The organism is Paeniglutamicibacter selenitireducens, from assembly GCF_051550675.1.
Taxonomy (GTDB): Bacteria; Actinomycetota; Actinomycetes; order Actinomycetales; family Micrococcaceae; genus Paeniglutamicibacter.
Window position 1 is genome coordinate 191,493 of the sequence record NZ_JBPULF010000006.1, and the last position, 15,027, is coordinate 206,519.

Here is a 15,027-nt window from a genome sequence, read left to right on the forward strand (position 1 = left end):
GGCGCGGGTTCTCATCTTTGTCTCATCAAGATCGGCAATACTGGTTCACATGGGTTTTGGAACGATGCGCCGGGTCGCGCTCTGGGCGGTGGTCTTCTCCGCCCTCGGCATCGGGGTTTATGTCCTGGCCCAGGGTGCCTCGGCTCCCCCGCCGCTGAAGCTCGGGCCGGGCGTCACCATCCAGCAGAGCGCCATCCCCACCCAGTCGCGCCCGATCGAGCCGAGCGTCCCGGCGGATCCCGGTACGCCTTCGCCCACCGAAACGCCTTCGTCCGCCGCGTCATCCCCCGCGTCTTCGGCACCGGTCTCGTCGACTCCGGCTTCGTCGACTCCGGCCTCGAGCAAGCCGGCACCCAGCACCGCCATTCCCTCCAAGTCCGCACCGGTCAAGCCGCTTCCGCCCTCGCGCGCCGATGACGACGACGATGACGACGACGATGACGGCGATGACCGTGACGACTAGCGGCGCCGGGACCGCGGGGCCGGACGCGGCACCGGAGCGCCGGAGCGCGGCAACGCGGCGGGGCTGGTCGGTGCGTTCGCGCGTGCTTGCCGGCATGCTGGGGCTCATCACCATCGCGTTCATGGTCACCGGCAGCGTGGTGTACCTGCTCCAGCTCTCCAGCATGGACGCCCGGATCGACGACTCGCTCAAGCGCAGCGTCGAGGAGTTCCGCGTGCTTGCCGCGCGGCATTCGGACCCGACGGTCTTCCCCGAACCCGTGACGGCCGAGGTGCTGCTCTACACCGCCATGCAGCAGACCCTGCCGGCCAACCACGAGGGCATGCTGAGCATCGTGAACGGGAAGGTGCGCTGGACAGCGCCGGAGGTCGTGGACCTCCGGCTGGAAAACGACCCCGAATTCGTGGCCTGGGCGACGGGCGGGGCCTCACGCACGGAGGTGGTCGTCGAATCGGTGACCACCGCCACCACGACCTACCGTGCCGTCTCGGTTCCCGTGGCCCTGGGCGAGCCGGCCGAGCCCGCCCACCTGGTCTTCGCCTACGACTACTCCGCCGAGAAGCGCGCCCTGAACCAGGGGTTCGCGATGTACCTGCTGGTGGGGCTCGCCGTGCTGCTCATCGCCGGGGTCGTGGGCTGGATGCTTGTCGGGCGGATCCTGCGCCCCGTCGCGCTGCTGCGGGACACCGCGCGGCAGATCTCCGAATCCGACCTGGCCCAGCGCATCGAGGTTGTCGGGCGGGACGACCTCGCCGAGCTCAGCGCCACCGTCAACGCGATGCTGGACCGGCTGGAGAACGCCATGACCTCGCAGCGCCAGTTGCTCGACGATGTGGGCCACGAACTGCGCACGCCCGTCACGATCATCCAGGGGCACCTGGAGCTCATGGACCCGGTGGACCCCGGGGACGTCAACCAGTCCCGCGACATTGCGCTGGCCGAGCTGGACAGGATGTCCTTCCTGATCAACGACCTTGTCACTCTGGCCACCTCGAACCGGATCGACTTCGTGCACCCGGTGCCCACGAACGTCGGGGCCCTGCTTGACGACCTGCTGGACACCGCACGCCCGCTGGGCGACCGCACGTGGAAGGTCGGGCACCGCAACGAGGCCGTCGTCCTCCTTGACCCCCAGCGCATCACCCAGGCCATGCTGCAGCTGTGCTCGAACGCCGTCAAGTTCTCCGCGCCGGGAACCACCATCACGTTGGGCACCAACATCACCGGCTCCACCGGCGGGCAGGGAACGCTCCGCCTGTGGGTGCGCGACGGCGGCATCGGCATCGCCCCGGAGGACCAGGAACGGATCTTCGAGCGCTTCGGCCGGGGCCACAACTCCAAGCGCACCGAGGGCTCGGGCCTGGGCCTGAACATCGTGGCGGCGATCGCCGCCGCGCACCACGGAACCGTGGGCGTCAGCTCGGATCCGGGCATGGGCTCCACGTTCGTCATCGAAATACCCCTGCGCGACCAAGGAGAAGACCATTAGCCGCATCCTGATCATCGAGGACGAGGAGCGCATCAGCTCCTTCGTCGCCAAGGGCCTGAAGTCTGCCGGGTTCCAGCCCACCATCGCCGGAACCGGCCTGGAGGGGGGCTACCTGGCGCAGACCGGGGACTTCGAGCTGATAGTCCTTGACCTGGGCCTGCCGGACGAGGACGGGTTCTCGGTGCTCAAGCGCATCCGCAACACCCACGTCGACACCCCGGTCATCATCCTGACGGCCCGTTCGAGCATCGACGACACCGTGGCGGGCCTGGAGGGCGGGGCCGACGACTACATGGCCAAGCCGTTCCGGTTCGAGGAACTGCTTGCCCGGGTGCGCCTGCGCCTGCGCCCGCAGGCCAACGGATCGGACACGCGGCTGCTGCGCGTGGGGTCCCTGGAGCTGGACCTGGGCAGCCGCCGGGCGCGGCTGGAGGGCCGCGAGATCGACCTGTCAACGCGCGAGTTCGCGCTGGCGGAGGCCTTCATGCGCAACGAGGGCCAGGTGCTCAGCCGCGAGCAGCTGCTCTCCCGGGTGTGGGGCTACGACTTCGACCCCGGCTCCAACGTGGTGGACGTCTACGTCCGCTACCTGCGCAACAAGCTCGGGGCCCAGTGGTTCACGACGGTGCGTGGCATGGGCTACCGGCTGGACGACCCGTCGGGCGGCCGCGCCTAGCCGTCGGCCAGCTCCGGCGGCCAGACAACCAGGAAGCGCTCGAACACTATCTCGTCGCTTTCCCGCCAGGTGGTTCCGCGCGCCGCGCAGCCCCGCTGCCAGTACCGCCGGTGCTCGTTGCGCCAGCTCTCCAGCGACCTGTCGTCCTCGCCCTCGTCCCAGGCAAATGCCGCATCGGCGCTCGCGAAGACGCCCAGGCGCAGCTCCACGCTGCGCAGCACGACCCGCGGGACCCCCGCGCCGTCGCAGGCGATCCAGTGCGAGCCGACCCGGGGAACCGCGTCGCCGCGCCCCGCGAATTCGGCGGCGAGTTCCGCCGTCGCGCGTTTCCTGCCCTTGAGGACCTCCCCCAGCAGGACGTCGGCCAGGCCGGCCGAGTCGCCGAAGTGCTCGACGGTGTATTCGGGGCACAGGGCCACGGCTTCCGGGTTTTGGTGTGCGTAGGCGGTCCACAACCGGTGTGCCGCGTCGTGGTCCAGGGGCGCTACCGGGGTTGCTTGGGGTTCCATTCGTTCATTCTCACACGCCCACCGGGATCCGGCACGGACCGCACCCACGTGGCGTGACATGGCAGATCCCCGGCTTCGGGGGAAAGCCGGGGATCTTTTCGCACCGCGTTCAGCGGGTCTAGTTCGCCGTGGGGGCCGACGGGGCAGACAACGGGCTGAGCGCGGAAACCGGGGAAACCGGGGATTTCGGTGACATCGGGGAAACCGCGGATGCAGCGGTCACCGCCGTCTTGGCCGACACCGCGGTCTTCGCCGACACCGCGGTCTGGGCGGTCTGGGCCGAATCGGAGACGGTGGCCACCGGCGCCGCAGCAGCATGTTGCTGTGCCACTGCCTGCACGGCCGGTTGTTCCGCAACGGTGGCTGCCGGCTGGGCCATTGCCACTCCGGCGCCGAGCGACACGATTCCCAGGGCTCCGGTGACCGACCACAACACTCGTGACTTCTTCATGATTCCCTACTCCTTGGATGGGCTGGCTTTCTGTCGTGCTTCAAGCATGGCCCGCCATCGTGAGCAGAAAAGGAGAGGGAGATGAGAGAGCTCTCATGTTCGCGAACCTCGCCGCGGCACCTGGCTCAGGGGATCCGCGCGAGCAGCCCCTCGGCCAGGTCGAGGCGTCGCAGCGCCGCGTCGCGCCAACAGGGGTCTTCCTCGTCGCGGGCACCGGCCACAAGCGAGAGGACCACGCAGGAAGCGCGGGCGAAGAGCCCGTCGGCGCCGACACCCCGGGCCTCCAGGGCGCCGGCGAAGGACGCGGCGTAGGTGTCGAAGTAGCCCGGAACGCGGGAGTACCGCGCATCCAGTGCGGGAAGGACCGCCAGGTGCCCGATGAAGCAGGCCAGGTCGTCCACCAGGTATCCGGGACCCGCCGAGTCGATGTCCAGCAGGGCAGCCACCGCGCCATGCTCGACGAAGATGTTGGCCTCGTAGAAGTCGCCGTGCGTTGGAACCTGTTCGCCGCGTTCGGCACCCTCCAGGATCCGCCCCAGGCGTTGCACCAGCGCCCCGATCCGTTGGGCCTCCCCCGGAAGCGCCGTCTGGGCGGCGTGGCCGTACCAGCCCAACCGGTCGGACCAGGCGGGGCGTGCGGGGAAATCCATGAGGCTCGCGGGAAGCCCGTCGAGCAGGGCAAGAACCGTTTCCGGTTGCAGGGGGATGGATTCACCGTGCATGAGCTCTTCCGCCAGGGAAACGCCGCGGACCTTCCCGAATGCCAGGACGTCGTCCAGCGGCGGGCCCAGCGGTTCCGGGACAGGGATTCCCGCGGTGGCAAGGGCCAGGTGCTTGCGGTACAGCGTGTCTCCGTCCTGGCGCAGCACCTTCAGGAAGATCTCCTGCTCGTCGTCGAAGGTGGCCTTGAGCACCGCGCGGCGCAAGGGCCGGTAGGCGAGGGTCCTGAGGTCGTTCAGGGTCCGCCCGCGCCCCCAGTGCCGTTGCACGGATTCGGGCGTCGTTGCCACGGCGAGGCCCGGAAGGCGGGGGTCCGCCGGATGGAGCCATACCCCGACCTGCCCGCGGGGGCTGGAAATCGTCACGACGCCTTCGGGAACCGGGTCCAGCTTTTCGGCGGTGGCACCCAGGTACAGGATCGAGTCCCCGCTTGCGGCCTCGAACACCCCCGAAACCCCGGCACCGGGGCGGTGGTGCAGCTCGATGACGGTGATCCGCGCGTCGGCAAGCCCCAGCGGGCGCACCACTCCGGAGAGCAGTTCGGCAAGCTCCCCGGAGCCGAAGAACTCCAGCTGCTCTGCTTCGCTCCACCGCTTCTTGATCTCAGTCATGTCGGGACGGGCTGCCTTCGTTGTCGCGGATGGTTCCGGGATGCATGCTCGCTACCTTCTCACATCGCGGAGCGCACCACCACAAACATCCGGCACATGACTTGGCGTAAGAGCGCGTCCGCCAGACGCCAACGGCGTTGGACCCGCTGCCGGGGCAACAGGTCCAACGCCGTGGGAAACGCCGGGAACGAGGGGTCAGGCCCAGTTCGCGTAGGTGGTGTCTTCCTTTTCGACAAGGGTCAACACGTCGTAGGTGGCAACGATCTCGCCGGCCTGGTTGTTGATGACAGCATCCCAGGCAACCTCCCCGTATTCGTCGGTGACGCGCGGGGTGATCTTCTTGGCGGTCAGCGTGACGCGGATCGAGTCCCCGGCCGGTACCGGGGTGATGAAGCGCAGGTTCTCCAGGCCGTAGTTGGCCAGGACCGGCCCCGGTGCGGGCTCGACGAAGAGCCCTGCGGCCCAGGAAACCAGCAGGTAGCCGTGCGCGACGATGCCCGGGAAGAACGGGTTTGCCTCGGCGGCGGCCGCATCGGTGTGCGCGTAGAAGGTGTCGCCGGTTTCCTTCGCGAAGGCGGTGATCTCCTCCAGCGTCACTTCGCGCAGCGGCGAGGCGTAGGAGTCGCCGACCTTCAGCTCGGCCAGCGATTTGCGGAACGGGTGGATGGCACCCTCGACGGCGCCGAATTCCGCGGAGCCGGCGATCACGCGGTCGGCGCCGGTGTGCCAGATCCCGGTGACGGCGGTGAGCATGTTCGGCGAACCCTGGATGGCGGTGCGCTGCATGTGGTGCTTGACCGAGCGGATGCCGCCGAGTTCCTCGCCGCCGCCGGCGCGGCCCGGGCCGCCGTGGACCAGGTGCGGAACAGGTGAGCCGTGGCCCGTCGAGGAACGCGCGGTTTCGCGGTTGAGCATGTGCACGCGGCCGTGGTGCGAGGCGATGCCGACACTGAGCGTGCGGGCCGTCTCCGGGTCGTTGGTGCAGACCGTGGCGACCAGCGAGCCGGAGCCCATGGCGGCCAGGCGGATGGCGTCGTCGAGGTCGGAGTAGCCGATCACGGAGCTGACAGGGCCGAAGGCCTCGAGGCTGTGCACTGCCTCGTTGTTCACGTCGTCCCAGGTCAACAGCAGCGGCGACATGAAGGCGCCGGCGTCGACCTGCTTCTGTTCGCCCCCGGCCGTGCGGACCACCGGTGCGTCGAGGGTGCCGTAGGCGATCTCGCCGCCTGCGGCGACCATCGCTTCCACGGCGGCGCGCACGTCGCGCAGCTGTTCCAGCGAGGCAAGGGCGCCCATGGTGACACCCTCGGCACGCGGGTCGCCGATGACCACGCGCTGTTCGATGCGCTCGCCCACGGCCTTGACCACGTCGTCGACAAGGGCTGCGGGAACGATGGTGCGGCGGATGGCCGTGCACTTCTGGCCGGCCTTGACCGTCATCTCGGTGACGACGGCCTTGACGAACGCGTCGAACTCCGGGGTGCCGGCGACGGCGTCGGGGCCGAGGATCGCGGCGTTCAGCGAGTCGGTCTCCGCGGTGAAACGCACTCCCCCGTCGACGACGTTGGGGTGGGCCTTCAGCGAGGAGGCCGTGGAGGCCGAGCCGGTGAAGGAAAGCATGTCGCGGTAGTCCAGCACGTCGAGCAGGGTGCGCGCGGAACCGGAGATCAGCTGGATGGAGCCCTCGGGCAGGATGCCGGATTCGACCATCAGGCGGACCATGCCCTCGGCGACGTAACCGGTGGGGGTGGCCGGCTTGGCGATGGTCGGGACGCCGGCGATGAAGGCCGGGGCGAACTTCTCCAGCATGCCCCAGACGGGGAAGTTGAACGCGTTGATCTGGGCGGCGACGCCCGGGATGCGGGTGTAGATGTGCTCGCCGGCGAAGGATCCGTCGCGGGAAAGGACTTCCATGGGCCCGTCGAGGATGACGTTGGAGTTCGGCAGTTCGCGCCGGCCCTTGGAGGAGAAGGTGAACAGCACGCCGATGCCGCCGTCGATGTCCACCATGGAGTCGATCTTGGTGGCGCCGGTGCGGAAGGACATCTCGTAGAGCTCTTCGCGGCGGCCGTTGAGGAACTGCGCGAGTTCCTTCAGCTTTAGGGCGCGTTCGTGCAGGGTCAGCTTGCCCAGCTCGCGCTGGCCGATGGTGCGTGCGTAGTCGACCATTGCCGCCAGGTCCAGGCCGTTGGAGTCGACGGTGGCCAGTGTTTCGCCGGTGTTCGCATCGAGCACGGGGGTTCCGGCGGCCGGATCGGACGGAGTCCACCAGGCGTTTTGGATGAAGCTGGGAACAAGTGGAGCCATGGGAGTTGTCGTCATCGACGAATCCTTCCTGAACGATCGGTCAGTATTAGCAACCACAGTACAGTATGGTGCAGGACACCACGAGCCTTGGGTGCCCAGATGACGTGAACTTCAGGAGACAACCACGATGAGCGAACAGCGCCCGACAGCACCGACCCCGGAAACCTCTAAGGACGGGGTCTGGCAGATTGCCTTGGGCGAGCTCGACGAGAAAATGGGCGTCAAGATCATCGAGGAATCGGTGGAGAAGGTCGTCGCCACCATGCCCGTGGAGGGCAACCGGCAGTCCTTCGGCCTGCTGCATGGCGGTGCATCGCTGGCCGTCGGCGAGGCGGTTGGTTCCTGGGCCGCGGTCAAGCACGCCTCGACCATGGGCAAGTCAGCGGTCGGTGTCGATGTTTCCGCCACCCACCACAAGGGGGCACGCGAGGGCATCATCACCATCACCGCCACCCCGATCAGCCTGGGCCGCCGGATGGCCAGCCACGAAGTCGTCATCGAAAACGAGGCCGGACAGCGCCTGTGCACCATGCGCATCACCAACCTGATCATCGACGTCAAGAAGTAGCGACGCTCCGCGCTCACAGAAATGGCGCTTAGTGCTCTCGGTGCTGCAACCGAGGTCCGAGACGGGAGCCGTTTCCGCGTCACAGAGCTCGGCCAACACCCTGAATACGGCCCGACCCCGGGGATTCGCCCCTAACCCGACCCGGAGAATTCTCGTGCAGCCGGCCGCAGGAGGCCAGCGTCTCGCAGTTCCAGTCGCACCTCCCACGGGCATGGGAGGGGCCATCCCATCCCACGGCACGCCCGAAACGTGGGGTCGCGCGCCGCACATGGTAATTCCGGGCTGCCGCAAAACGTTCGCGTCCGCGCAAAACCGGTCATCCAAGACCAGAAGCCTGCCGATAAAGCGCTGCGGCGGGCCACTGGATGCCGGGAGACAGGGATCCCTGATTCGCCTTGCTAAAGGTGGCCAAGCATGGCCGCCACGGCTGCCAGGTACTGTTCGTCGTTCGCGGTTCCGGCCACGGAAACCCGGAACATCCATCCCTGCATCAAGGCAAGCACCGCAGGCAGAATGATCGACGCGGCGCCTTTCGCAGCGTCAACCGACAGTCCCCGGGAATCCCGATACCAGGCAGCCAAGTAGCTTTCAAGGTGTTCCGAGAGCCGCCCATAGGCTCCGACTGTGATGGCACTTATCGCCTCGGAGTTTGCTGCCATGCCCCAGATTTGGATCACCAAGCCGCCGTCGCGCAACGGGCCGGTTGCAGTGACCATAAACTCCTGCAATCCTTCAGCGGGGTGGGGAACAGGAGTCCGTGAGGCCAGCTCATCCAACAATGCCGCCCTGCCGCCAACCACGCGGCGAGCAAGTGCCGCCAGCAGGTCATCCTTGCCCTTGTAATACCCGTAGATGGCTCCGGCGGAAAGCCCGGATTCGCTGATGATGTCCGACATCGACAGGGCGGCGAAGCCTTTGCGCCTAGCGCACTCCATTGCGGCCTGCTCGATCCGAAGGGTCATGAGCTGTCGATGTTCATCGGAGACGCGAGGCATGACTGCACCTTACCAGCAAAAAGAACGATCGTTCTTGACCGTACGGAGATGCGATGGCTTAATAAAGAACGAACATTCTTTTTATAATAAGGAGGCCCCGCGCCACCCACAGAAACACCCCACACCCGATGGGGACGGACGTTTGCAACAGCATTGGGCGCCGCAGCCGTTGTAGCCGTTGTCCTGCTGGCATTCCTTTGGCCGACGGTCACTTCAAGCGTCCGCAATCTCCCCGTCGTCGTCTCGGGTAGTGGTCCGGCCGCGACAGCGCTTGAAGCGCAATTGCGCCAGGCCGGCACTTTTGCCATCAGCCCTGTCGACGATCGAGCCGCAGCCATTGACGCGGTCGAAACGCGGACAGCCTACGGTGCATTTGTGCTTTCCGCGGACGGATCCGGCGTGGAAGTCGTCACGGCATCCGCAGCAAGCCCCGTCGTTGTCCAGATCATGAACCAGGCAGCCACCGGCATCACCCAGGGCCTGGCCCGGCAGGCCGCGGCCACGCAAGCCGCGAAGGTGCAGAAAGCCCTTGCTTCCGGCGACCTTCCAGCGGTGGCGACCGCGCTGAATCCGGCCCCGGCACCCACGGTGACCGTGACCGACGTCGCGCCCCTGAACAAAGAGGATCCCCGCGGCACCGGCTTGGCGCTGCTGGGCCTCCCGCTGGCCATGGGCGGCATGATCGGCGGCGTCTTGATTTCCCTGCTCATAACAGGACTCCGGCGCCGATTGGGAGCCGCAGCCGCCTACGGCATGGTCGGTGGACTCGGGCTTGTCGGAATCCTGCAGGGGTGGTTCGGCATTCTTTCCGGACCCTATCTGGTCAATTCCCTGGCCATGGGCCTGGGACTGTTCGCCACGGCCGTCACGATCATCGGACTGGAATCCCTCTTGGGCAAACCCGGCATCCCGATCGGCGCCGTCCTGACCATGTTCATCGGCAACCCGATTTCGTCACTGACCTCCCCTCAGGAATTCCTGCCGTGGCATTGGGGTGAAATTGGCCAGTGGTTCGTGCCGGGCGCCACGGGCACTCTCCTGCGCGATATCTCATACTTCCCCAATGCTGCCCAAGAAAGTCACTGGTTGGCGCTGGCAGCCTGGTCGGCAGTCGGCATAGCGCTGGCAGTTCTTGGCCACCACCGCAATGAGGAGGCAGTGCATCTGCCCTCAACCTCTGTGGCCGATTCAAACCCCGCAGGCGCACAAAGCCGGACTCGCGCCTCCGTCTAAAGGGCGCCGCCCATCGAGACGGCGGTCCCAACCCCGCGCCCCGGATGAAGTAGCCAGAACCGGGGAACGAGACACGGACGATGCCTTCGGCCTCATGGGCGCAACACGGGCCCGAGCGCCGCCGCCGGACCGCCGGCGGCGGCGGCGTGCTCACAGTGATTGGAGCCCCCATGGGATTCAGGATTGGATTCCCCTCAAAGCCCATGGAAGCCGGCCGATGGCAAGCCGGATACCCTCACAGTCATGGTCCCGACTCGAGGGACGGGCCTCGCGGCACAGTTTTCAGGCCCCGCCCATCGCGTCGTCCACCAAAGCAGCGGAGCATGAAGTAGTCCACCGATCTGCAGCGCTTCCCGCCGGACCTGGCAGGACGGTCGGCAATGCAGCGGGCAACGGCTTCGGGGCATTGCCGGTTGCATTGCGGCAATGCCCCGATCACAAAACCCTGTAGGTCAACAGCTCCCCAACGTCGCAGCTCAGCGCCTTGCAGATCGCTTGCAAGGTGGAAAACCGGATGGCCTTGGCGCGGTTGTTTTTCAGGACCGAAAGATTCACCACGCTGATACCAATCACGTCGCTGAGGTCAACTAGCGTCATCGCCCGCTGCTCAAGAAGTAACCCGAGATGGCACTCGATTTCCGACGTTCCATCAACGTCGTCGGCGTTCATCAGACCAGGCCCGTCAGGTCTTTTTGCATGATCTGTCCGCGCTTGAATATTTGTGCCGTGGCGTAAAGTCCGAGGCCCGCAAACACCGGCCAGAAGTTCACGGTGAACGCGAAGTAGACCGCCTCTGGGACACCTACGATTTCATGCAAATCTTCCCTCGGCGGGTCAGCGTTCAGCCATTCGCTGCCGCTATTGCCCAGCACTTGCGACGAGGCCTGCAACCCGGCGACCTGTTCTACGATCTGCCATCCCAGACCGCACACCAGTACAACCACGGCAGTGACGGTAAACCACTTGACCAGCACGGGGCGAAACGTCGTCTTCTTTAGATAGCCATTGCACATGCTAAGTACTGCCGCCCCAATGACCACGGCAACGATTCCCTGAAGCAAGGCCGTAGCGCCGAGCAACCACCGCGTGCTCGCCGCCAAGCCCTGGACGTGTACCAAAGCCTGGCTGAAACCTCCGGAGACGACTTGCGCCGTAGTCCCATCGAGAAGGGATCCCGGCGGCATCGTTGGCCAGAATTCCTCGACCGGCATCGAGACTTCCACACTCGAAGCCACGGCAACCTCGACTATCCGAAATAGCGTCGCCACACTGGCGACAACCACATAAGCCACCGCAATCCCACGGGTCAAGCGGACTTCCGGCGCCTTGCCTTTCCCGTCGAACAAGGGTGCCACGAGCAGCGCAGCCAGGAAAGCAAGCAGCAATATGGCTGCCAGCGCAAACAAACCAGTCATGATGGGTCACTCCGAATCGACGGGCTGCATGTGTCACGCGAGGCCAACCATGCAGGACAACATAATGTTTATCGTTATGTCACACGATACTTGACGGGCTTCCGACTTGCACCAGGCGAGCACTCATTGACAAAAATCAATCAGTTGTGGTGTTGTTGTACGAGCAACCCAGTAACTACCGAAGGAGGGGTAACGATGAGTGTCCCAATGAGCACCCCGAACAACACCTCCCCTTCGCACGGAAGTTACCATCCCCATGAAGAATTATTCAGAAACCGACTTTCTGGAAAGCTTTGAACCAATATCGCTCCGCTCCGATCTGGCCGGCGCGGAACAAAACCCCGACTGGAACATGCTCGATGACCAGTTGGGCGAGGACCAGCGTTGGTCGACCTGGCCGTCGACCGAGAAGCTGATGCGCGGCCCTCTGCCCTACCCCGAGTTCGTTATCGAGGATGCAGCGGCCATCGACACCGAACTGGGTGTCCTGAAAACCGGGAAGGAAGCCGACGTCTTCCTGATTGAGCGGGCCACGGATTCCCAAAGCTCGCTCCTGGCCGCGAAGCGCTACAGATCCCCGGACCAAAAGATGTTCCGCAGGTCCTCCACCTACACCGAGGGCCGCAGCGTCCGGCGTTCGCGCGACGCCCGCGCATTGAAGAACGCCAGCAGCTACGGGAAGATCATCGAGGCATCCCGTTGGGCGGATTCGGAATGGCAGTACCTCCGGTTGTGCTTCACCGCCGGAGTGCCAGTGCCCTACCCGGTCCAAATCATGGGCACCGAGATCCTGATGGAGTTCATCGAGGACCCCGAAACCCCGGGTGCCGCAGCTCCCCGTCTCCAGCAAGTCCACCCCGGTGAAGAACGGCTGCGCAGTTACTGGGACCAGCTGGTTGAAGCCATGCGGACGCTCGCCCGCCTGGGCTTCGCCCACGGCGACCTCTCCCCCTACAACGTGCTGGCAGCCGGCGACCGGCTGGTGATCATCGACCTGCCTCAGTTCGTGGATCTGGCCGGCAACGAACGCGGCGTGGACCTCCTGCAGCGCGATTGCCAGAACATGTGCACGTGGTTCGCGTCGCGGGGCCTCGAGGTCGACAGCGATGAACTCCTCGCGGAGCTCATTGCTGCTGCTTGGTAGGACCGACACATCAAGCGCTGGACATTCCTGTGGTGTCCAGCGCTTGATGCGTCGAGGCCCCGTGGCCTACGGTGGGCGCATCTAACGTGCCGGGCCGCATCACCCACCACCAGCCGCATCGCTCGCAACCATTATCCGCGCGGCCACTCGGCCACTGGTTGGCCATGATTTCGGAATTCCTTGAGCAAAATTCAGGAAGGACTGACGCGTGCGTACCGCATACAAAATCGTTGCCCACCTCATTGCTGCTGCCGTCGTCGTCCAGGCGGCGTTGGTTGCCTGGTCTATGTTCCAAGCGATCGAACTTCTCCAAAGGGGAACCATGCCCGAGGGACCTCCCCTGGGGGCCATCCTCCACGGAAACATCGGGATGTACGTGGTGCCGATCCTGGCACTTGCACTGGTTGCCATTGCCCTCTTTGCCCACGCGGGTTTGAGGTGGGCGCTGCTGACGCTGCTGGCCGCCGTGCTTCAGGTGGGTCTGGGTCTTGCGGCTTTCGGGGCGCCATGGCTTGGAATCCTGCACGGAGCCAATGCGTTCTCGATCCTGGCACTGGCCGAGGTCGCGGCATATTCCATCGCCCATGCCGAGGTCAAGGTCCACGCCCGGCGTCCCATGGCTAACCCTGCAACGTAGACTCTCGCATCATTTCCCATTCGCGATCCGTGGCCAGCGCGGCGAGAAAATCCTCGTCGTGGCTGGCCACAATCATGGCTCCCCCGTAGGACTCGAGCGCCGAGAGCAGCTGTTCCACGGTGGGTATGTCCACGTTGTTGGTCGGTTCGTCGAGCAGGAGCAGCTGCGGGGCGGGACTGGCCAGGAGGATCTGGGCCAGCGCGACCCGGAACCTTTCACCGCCCGAGAGCCTTGCCACCGGCTCGTCGACCCTGCTGCCACGGAAATGGAAGGCCGCCAGCTGGTCGCGCAGGGCTTCCGGCGGCACCCCGGGCGCGGCCGCGCGGAGGTTCTCCAACATGCTCAATTCCTCGTTGAGCCCGACCCAACCATCGGTGCCGCCGTCACTCAGCCGCTGGCGCAGGAACCCCACCGGAACGCTTGCCTCGGTCGCCAAGCGGCCCAGCAGCGTTGATTTCCCTACCCCGTTTCCACCGGTCAAGGCGATGCGTTCGGGTCCACGAAGGCGCACCAGTCCATCTTCGGCCAAGGGCTCGCCATCCTCCAGGAGTGTTCCGCGCTCAATCCCCGCCACCGGCATTTCCACGACAGTGCGCCCGGCAGGAAGCCGGGTTTCGGGCAGGTCGATGCCTATGCGAAACTCCACGGGCAGGGCATCCCTCGCGGCGTTCAGCTCCGCGGCGGCAGAGTCCTCACTGTCCTTCATGATGCCCCGGCTCTTGGCCGCAGTCTGTTCTGCCTTGTTCTTCAGGGAGTTTGCCAAGATCTTAGGCATCGATCCGGCCGCTTTTTGCCCCTGCTTGGAACGTCTAGCGATTTTCGTCTCGGTTTCACGTCGTTGGCGCCTTTCGATGGCCAGTTTGCGGCGCGCATCGCTGAGCCGCCGCTGAGCGACGTCGCGATCGTGGCCCAGGCTTTCCTCGCGTGACTGCCAGTCCCCGAAACGAACCAGCTCCACTTTCTCCGCCCTGAGTGCACGCACGTTGACGGGGCGGAGTTCGGCCAGGGAGTCGACAAGGCGCAGCAGGGTCTGGTCGTGCGTTGTCACAAGCACCGTCCCGGGCGAGCGTTCCAGCACGCCGTAGAGCCGGTGCCGTGCAGCCTTGTCCAGGTTGTTTGTTGGTTCATCCAACAGCATGATTCCGCTGCCCCGCAGTTCGATTCCGGCGAGGGCCACCGCCATGGTTTCGCCACCCGACAGGGTCGCCACCGACCGGCCCAGGAACGCGGGGTCGATGTCGATGTTCAGGTAGCCCTGAAGGAGCGCGGCGCTGCGTTCGGGCAGGTCCCAGGCATCGCCGATGACCTCCAGGTCGCGTTCGAGGTCTTTCGACGTTTCGGCGAGCACCCGCTCAAGTGCGGCCAGCGTATCCTCGATGCCCATGAGTTCGGCGACGGTCCTGCCGGTATGGAGGACGATGTTTTGGGCGAGGTAGCTTGGCGGCGACGAGGCAACGATGCTTCCGGCCGTCGGCTCCAGTTCACCGGCGATCAGGCGCAGGAGCGTTGACTTGCCCGAGCCGTTGGGCCCGATGAGCCCGGTGGTCCCGCGGGAAAACGTCGTGGAAAGGCCGTCGAAGACAGCGCCGCCGGACGGCCAAGAAAAGGCGAGGTGGTCCAGGACAATGGGATGGGCGTTTTGCATGGGGTGTTCTCGATTCGACGAAGGATGCGCCGAAACAACTGCATGCCGCGAACAACCTGGTGGTTGGTACGGGTCATGCGTTCCTTGGCGCGATTAGGCGAAGGCAAGAACTGGCAACACGTCGTGATCCTCACGTCGACAATGGGACTCCTCCATCCTGACGC

General features: G+C 65.6%; 15 protein-coding genes. 7 read left to right on the forward strand and 8 right to left on the reverse strand.

The genetic code is table 11. The features are described from left to right. The first annotated feature begins 49 nt into the window (after window positions 1-49). From ACSYDW_RS12415 to ACSYDW_RS12425, 3 genes are read left to right on the forward strand one after another with little or no spacing between them, the layout of a single operon-like run. Window positions 50-463, forward strand: coding sequence for a hypothetical protein (locus ACSYDW_RS12415; protein ID WP_438339036.1), 414 nt, complete (start codon window positions 50-52; stop codon window positions 461-463). After that, window positions 447-1,952, forward strand: a complete 1,506-nt coding sequence (locus ACSYDW_RS12420) for a sensor histidine kinase (RefSeq protein ID WP_438339037.1) — start codon at window positions 447-449, stop codon at window positions 1,950-1,952. The genes ACSYDW_RS12415 and ACSYDW_RS12420 overlap by 17 nt, the downstream gene beginning before the upstream one ends. Beyond that, entirely contained in the window at window positions 1,948-2,628 is a 681-nt protein-coding gene (locus ACSYDW_RS12425) for a response regulator transcription factor (protein ID WP_438339085.1), read from the forward strand. The genes ACSYDW_RS12420 and ACSYDW_RS12425 overlap by 5 nt, the downstream gene beginning before the upstream one ends. Here ACSYDW_RS12425 and ACSYDW_RS12430 read toward each other — a convergent pair. The 4 genes from ACSYDW_RS12430 to paaZ all read right to left on the reverse strand — a co-directional run bounded on the left by ACSYDW_RS12430 (window position 2,625) and on the right by paaZ (window position 7,241). Beyond that, window positions 2,625-3,137: an ASCH domain-containing protein gene (locus tag ACSYDW_RS12430; protein WP_438339038.1), complete on the reverse strand. Its 513-nt coding sequence runs from the start codon at window positions 3,135-3,137 to the stop codon at window positions 2,625-2,627. The two genes, ACSYDW_RS12425 and ACSYDW_RS12430, sit on opposite strands and share 4 nt — an antisense overlap. A 118-nt stretch (window positions 3,138-3,255) precedes the next feature. After that, entirely contained in the window at window positions 3,256-3,588 is a 333-nt protein-coding gene (locus ACSYDW_RS12435; protein WP_438339039.1) for a hypothetical protein, read from the reverse strand. Between the two features lie 125 nt (window positions 3,589-3,713). Continuing rightward, window positions 3,714-4,919, reverse strand: a complete 1,206-nt coding sequence (locus ACSYDW_RS12440; RefSeq protein WP_438339040.1) for a phosphotransferase — start codon at window positions 4,917-4,919, stop codon at window positions 3,714-3,716. 195 nt (window positions 4,920-5,114) lie between these two features. Continuing rightward, a complete protein-coding gene (gene paaZ / locus ACSYDW_RS12445) occupies window positions 5,115-7,241 on the reverse strand; it encodes a phenylacetic acid degradation bifunctional protein PaaZ (protein WP_438339041.1) in 2,127 nt (708 codons plus the stop codon). 112 nt (window positions 7,242-7,353) lie between these two features. On the opposite strand from paaZ, the gene ACSYDW_RS12450 reads away from it, so the two are divergent. Continuing rightward, window positions 7,354-7,794: a PaaI family thioesterase gene (locus ACSYDW_RS12450; protein WP_438339042.1), complete on the forward strand. Its 441-nt coding sequence runs from the start codon at window positions 7,354-7,356 to the stop codon at window positions 7,792-7,794. 398 nt (window positions 7,795-8,192) lie between these two features. Here ACSYDW_RS12450 and ACSYDW_RS12455 read toward each other — a convergent pair whose 3' ends face one another. After that, the gene (locus tag ACSYDW_RS12455; protein ID WP_438339043.1) at window positions 8,193-8,789 is read right to left on the reverse strand and encodes a TetR/AcrR family transcriptional regulator; all 597 of its coding nucleotides are present in this window, start codon (window positions 8,787-8,789) and stop codon (window positions 8,193-8,195) included. Window positions 8,790-9,164: 375 nt separating this feature from the next. Here ACSYDW_RS12455 and ACSYDW_RS12460 point away from each other — a divergent pair, with 375 nt between their 5' ends. Continuing rightward, window positions 9,165-10,022, forward strand: coding sequence for an ABC transporter permease (locus tag ACSYDW_RS12460; protein WP_438339044.1), 858 nt, complete (start codon window positions 9,165-9,167; stop codon window positions 10,020-10,022). 435 nt (window positions 10,023-10,457) lie between these two features. Here the strand turns inward: ACSYDW_RS12460 and ACSYDW_RS12465 are convergent, their stop codons facing one another. Together ACSYDW_RS12465 and ACSYDW_RS12470 are read right to left on the reverse strand one after the other, a co-directional pair. After that, window positions 10,458-10,691: a helix-turn-helix domain-containing protein gene (locus ACSYDW_RS12465; protein WP_438339045.1), complete on the reverse strand. Its 234-nt coding sequence runs from the start codon at window positions 10,689-10,691 to the stop codon at window positions 10,458-10,460. Next, entirely contained in the window at window positions 10,691-11,437 is a 747-nt protein-coding gene (locus ACSYDW_RS12470) for a hypothetical protein (RefSeq protein ID WP_438339046.1), read from the reverse strand. The genes ACSYDW_RS12465 and ACSYDW_RS12470 overlap by 1 nt, the downstream gene beginning before the upstream one ends. A gap of 256 nt (window positions 11,438-11,693) precedes the next feature. On the opposite strand from ACSYDW_RS12470, the gene ACSYDW_RS12475 reads away from it, so the two are divergent. Both ACSYDW_RS12475 and ACSYDW_RS12480 read left to right on the forward strand, forming a co-directional pair. Then, window positions 11,694-12,581, forward strand: a complete 888-nt coding sequence (locus ACSYDW_RS12475; protein ID WP_438339047.1) for a serine protein kinase RIO — start codon at window positions 11,694-11,696, stop codon at window positions 12,579-12,581. A gap of 208 nt (window positions 12,582-12,789) precedes the next feature. Then, the gene (locus ACSYDW_RS12480; RefSeq protein WP_438339048.1) at window positions 12,790-13,218 is read left to right on the forward strand and encodes a hypothetical protein; all 429 of its coding nucleotides are present in this window, start codon (window positions 12,790-12,792) and stop codon (window positions 13,216-13,218) included. Here ACSYDW_RS12480 and ACSYDW_RS12485 read toward each other — a convergent pair. Next, entirely contained in the window at window positions 13,202-14,863 is a 1,662-nt protein-coding gene (locus ACSYDW_RS12485; protein WP_438339049.1) for an ABC-F family ATP-binding cassette domain-containing protein, read from the reverse strand. The two genes, ACSYDW_RS12480 and ACSYDW_RS12485, sit on opposite strands and share 17 nt — an antisense overlap. Window positions 14,864-15,027: the final 164 nt, after the last annotated feature.

Coding starts and splice junctions, on each gene's coding strand:
- ACSYDW_RS12455 (WP_438339043.1), bottom strand. CDS start 8,789: ATGCCTCGCGTCTCCGATGAACATCGACAGCTCATGACCCTTCGGATC.
- ACSYDW_RS12430 (WP_438339038.1), bottom strand. CDS start 3,137: ATGGAACCCCAAGCAACCCCGGTAGCGCCCCTGGACCACGACGCGGCA.
- ACSYDW_RS12475 (WP_438339047.1), top strand. CDS start 11,694: ATGAAGAATTATTCAGAAACCGACTTTCTGGAAAGCTTTGAACCAATA.
- ACSYDW_RS12420 (WP_438339037.1), top strand. CDS start 447: ATGACCGTGACGACTAGCGGCGCCGGGACCGCGGGGCCGGACGCGGCA.
- ACSYDW_RS12465 (WP_438339045.1), bottom strand. CDS start 10,691: ATGAACGCCGACGACGTTGATGGAACGTCGGAAATCGAGTGCCATCTC.
- ACSYDW_RS12440 (WP_438339040.1), bottom strand. CDS start 4,919: ATGACTGAGATCAAGAAGCGGTGGAGCGAAGCAGAGCAGCTGGAGTTC.
- ACSYDW_RS12415 (WP_438339036.1), top strand. CDS start 50: ATGGGTTTTGGAACGATGCGCCGGGTCGCGCTCTGGGCGGTGGTCTTC.
- ACSYDW_RS12435 (WP_438339039.1), bottom strand. CDS start 3,588: ATGAAGAAGTCACGAGTGTTGTGGTCGGTCACCGGAGCCCTGGGAATC.
- ACSYDW_RS12450 (WP_438339042.1), top strand. CDS start 7,354: ATGAGCGAACAGCGCCCGACAGCACCGACCCCGGAAACCTCTAAGGAC.
- paaZ (WP_438339041.1), bottom strand. CDS start 7,241: ATGACGACAACTCCCATGGCTCCACTTGTTCCCAGCTTCATCCAAAAC.
- ACSYDW_RS12470 (WP_438339046.1), bottom strand. CDS start 11,437: ATGACTGGTTTGTTTGCGCTGGCAGCCATATTGCTGCTTGCTTTCCTG.
- ACSYDW_RS12485 (WP_438339049.1), bottom strand. CDS start 14,863: ATGCAAAACGCCCATCCCATTGTCCTGGACCACCTCGCCTTTTCTTGG.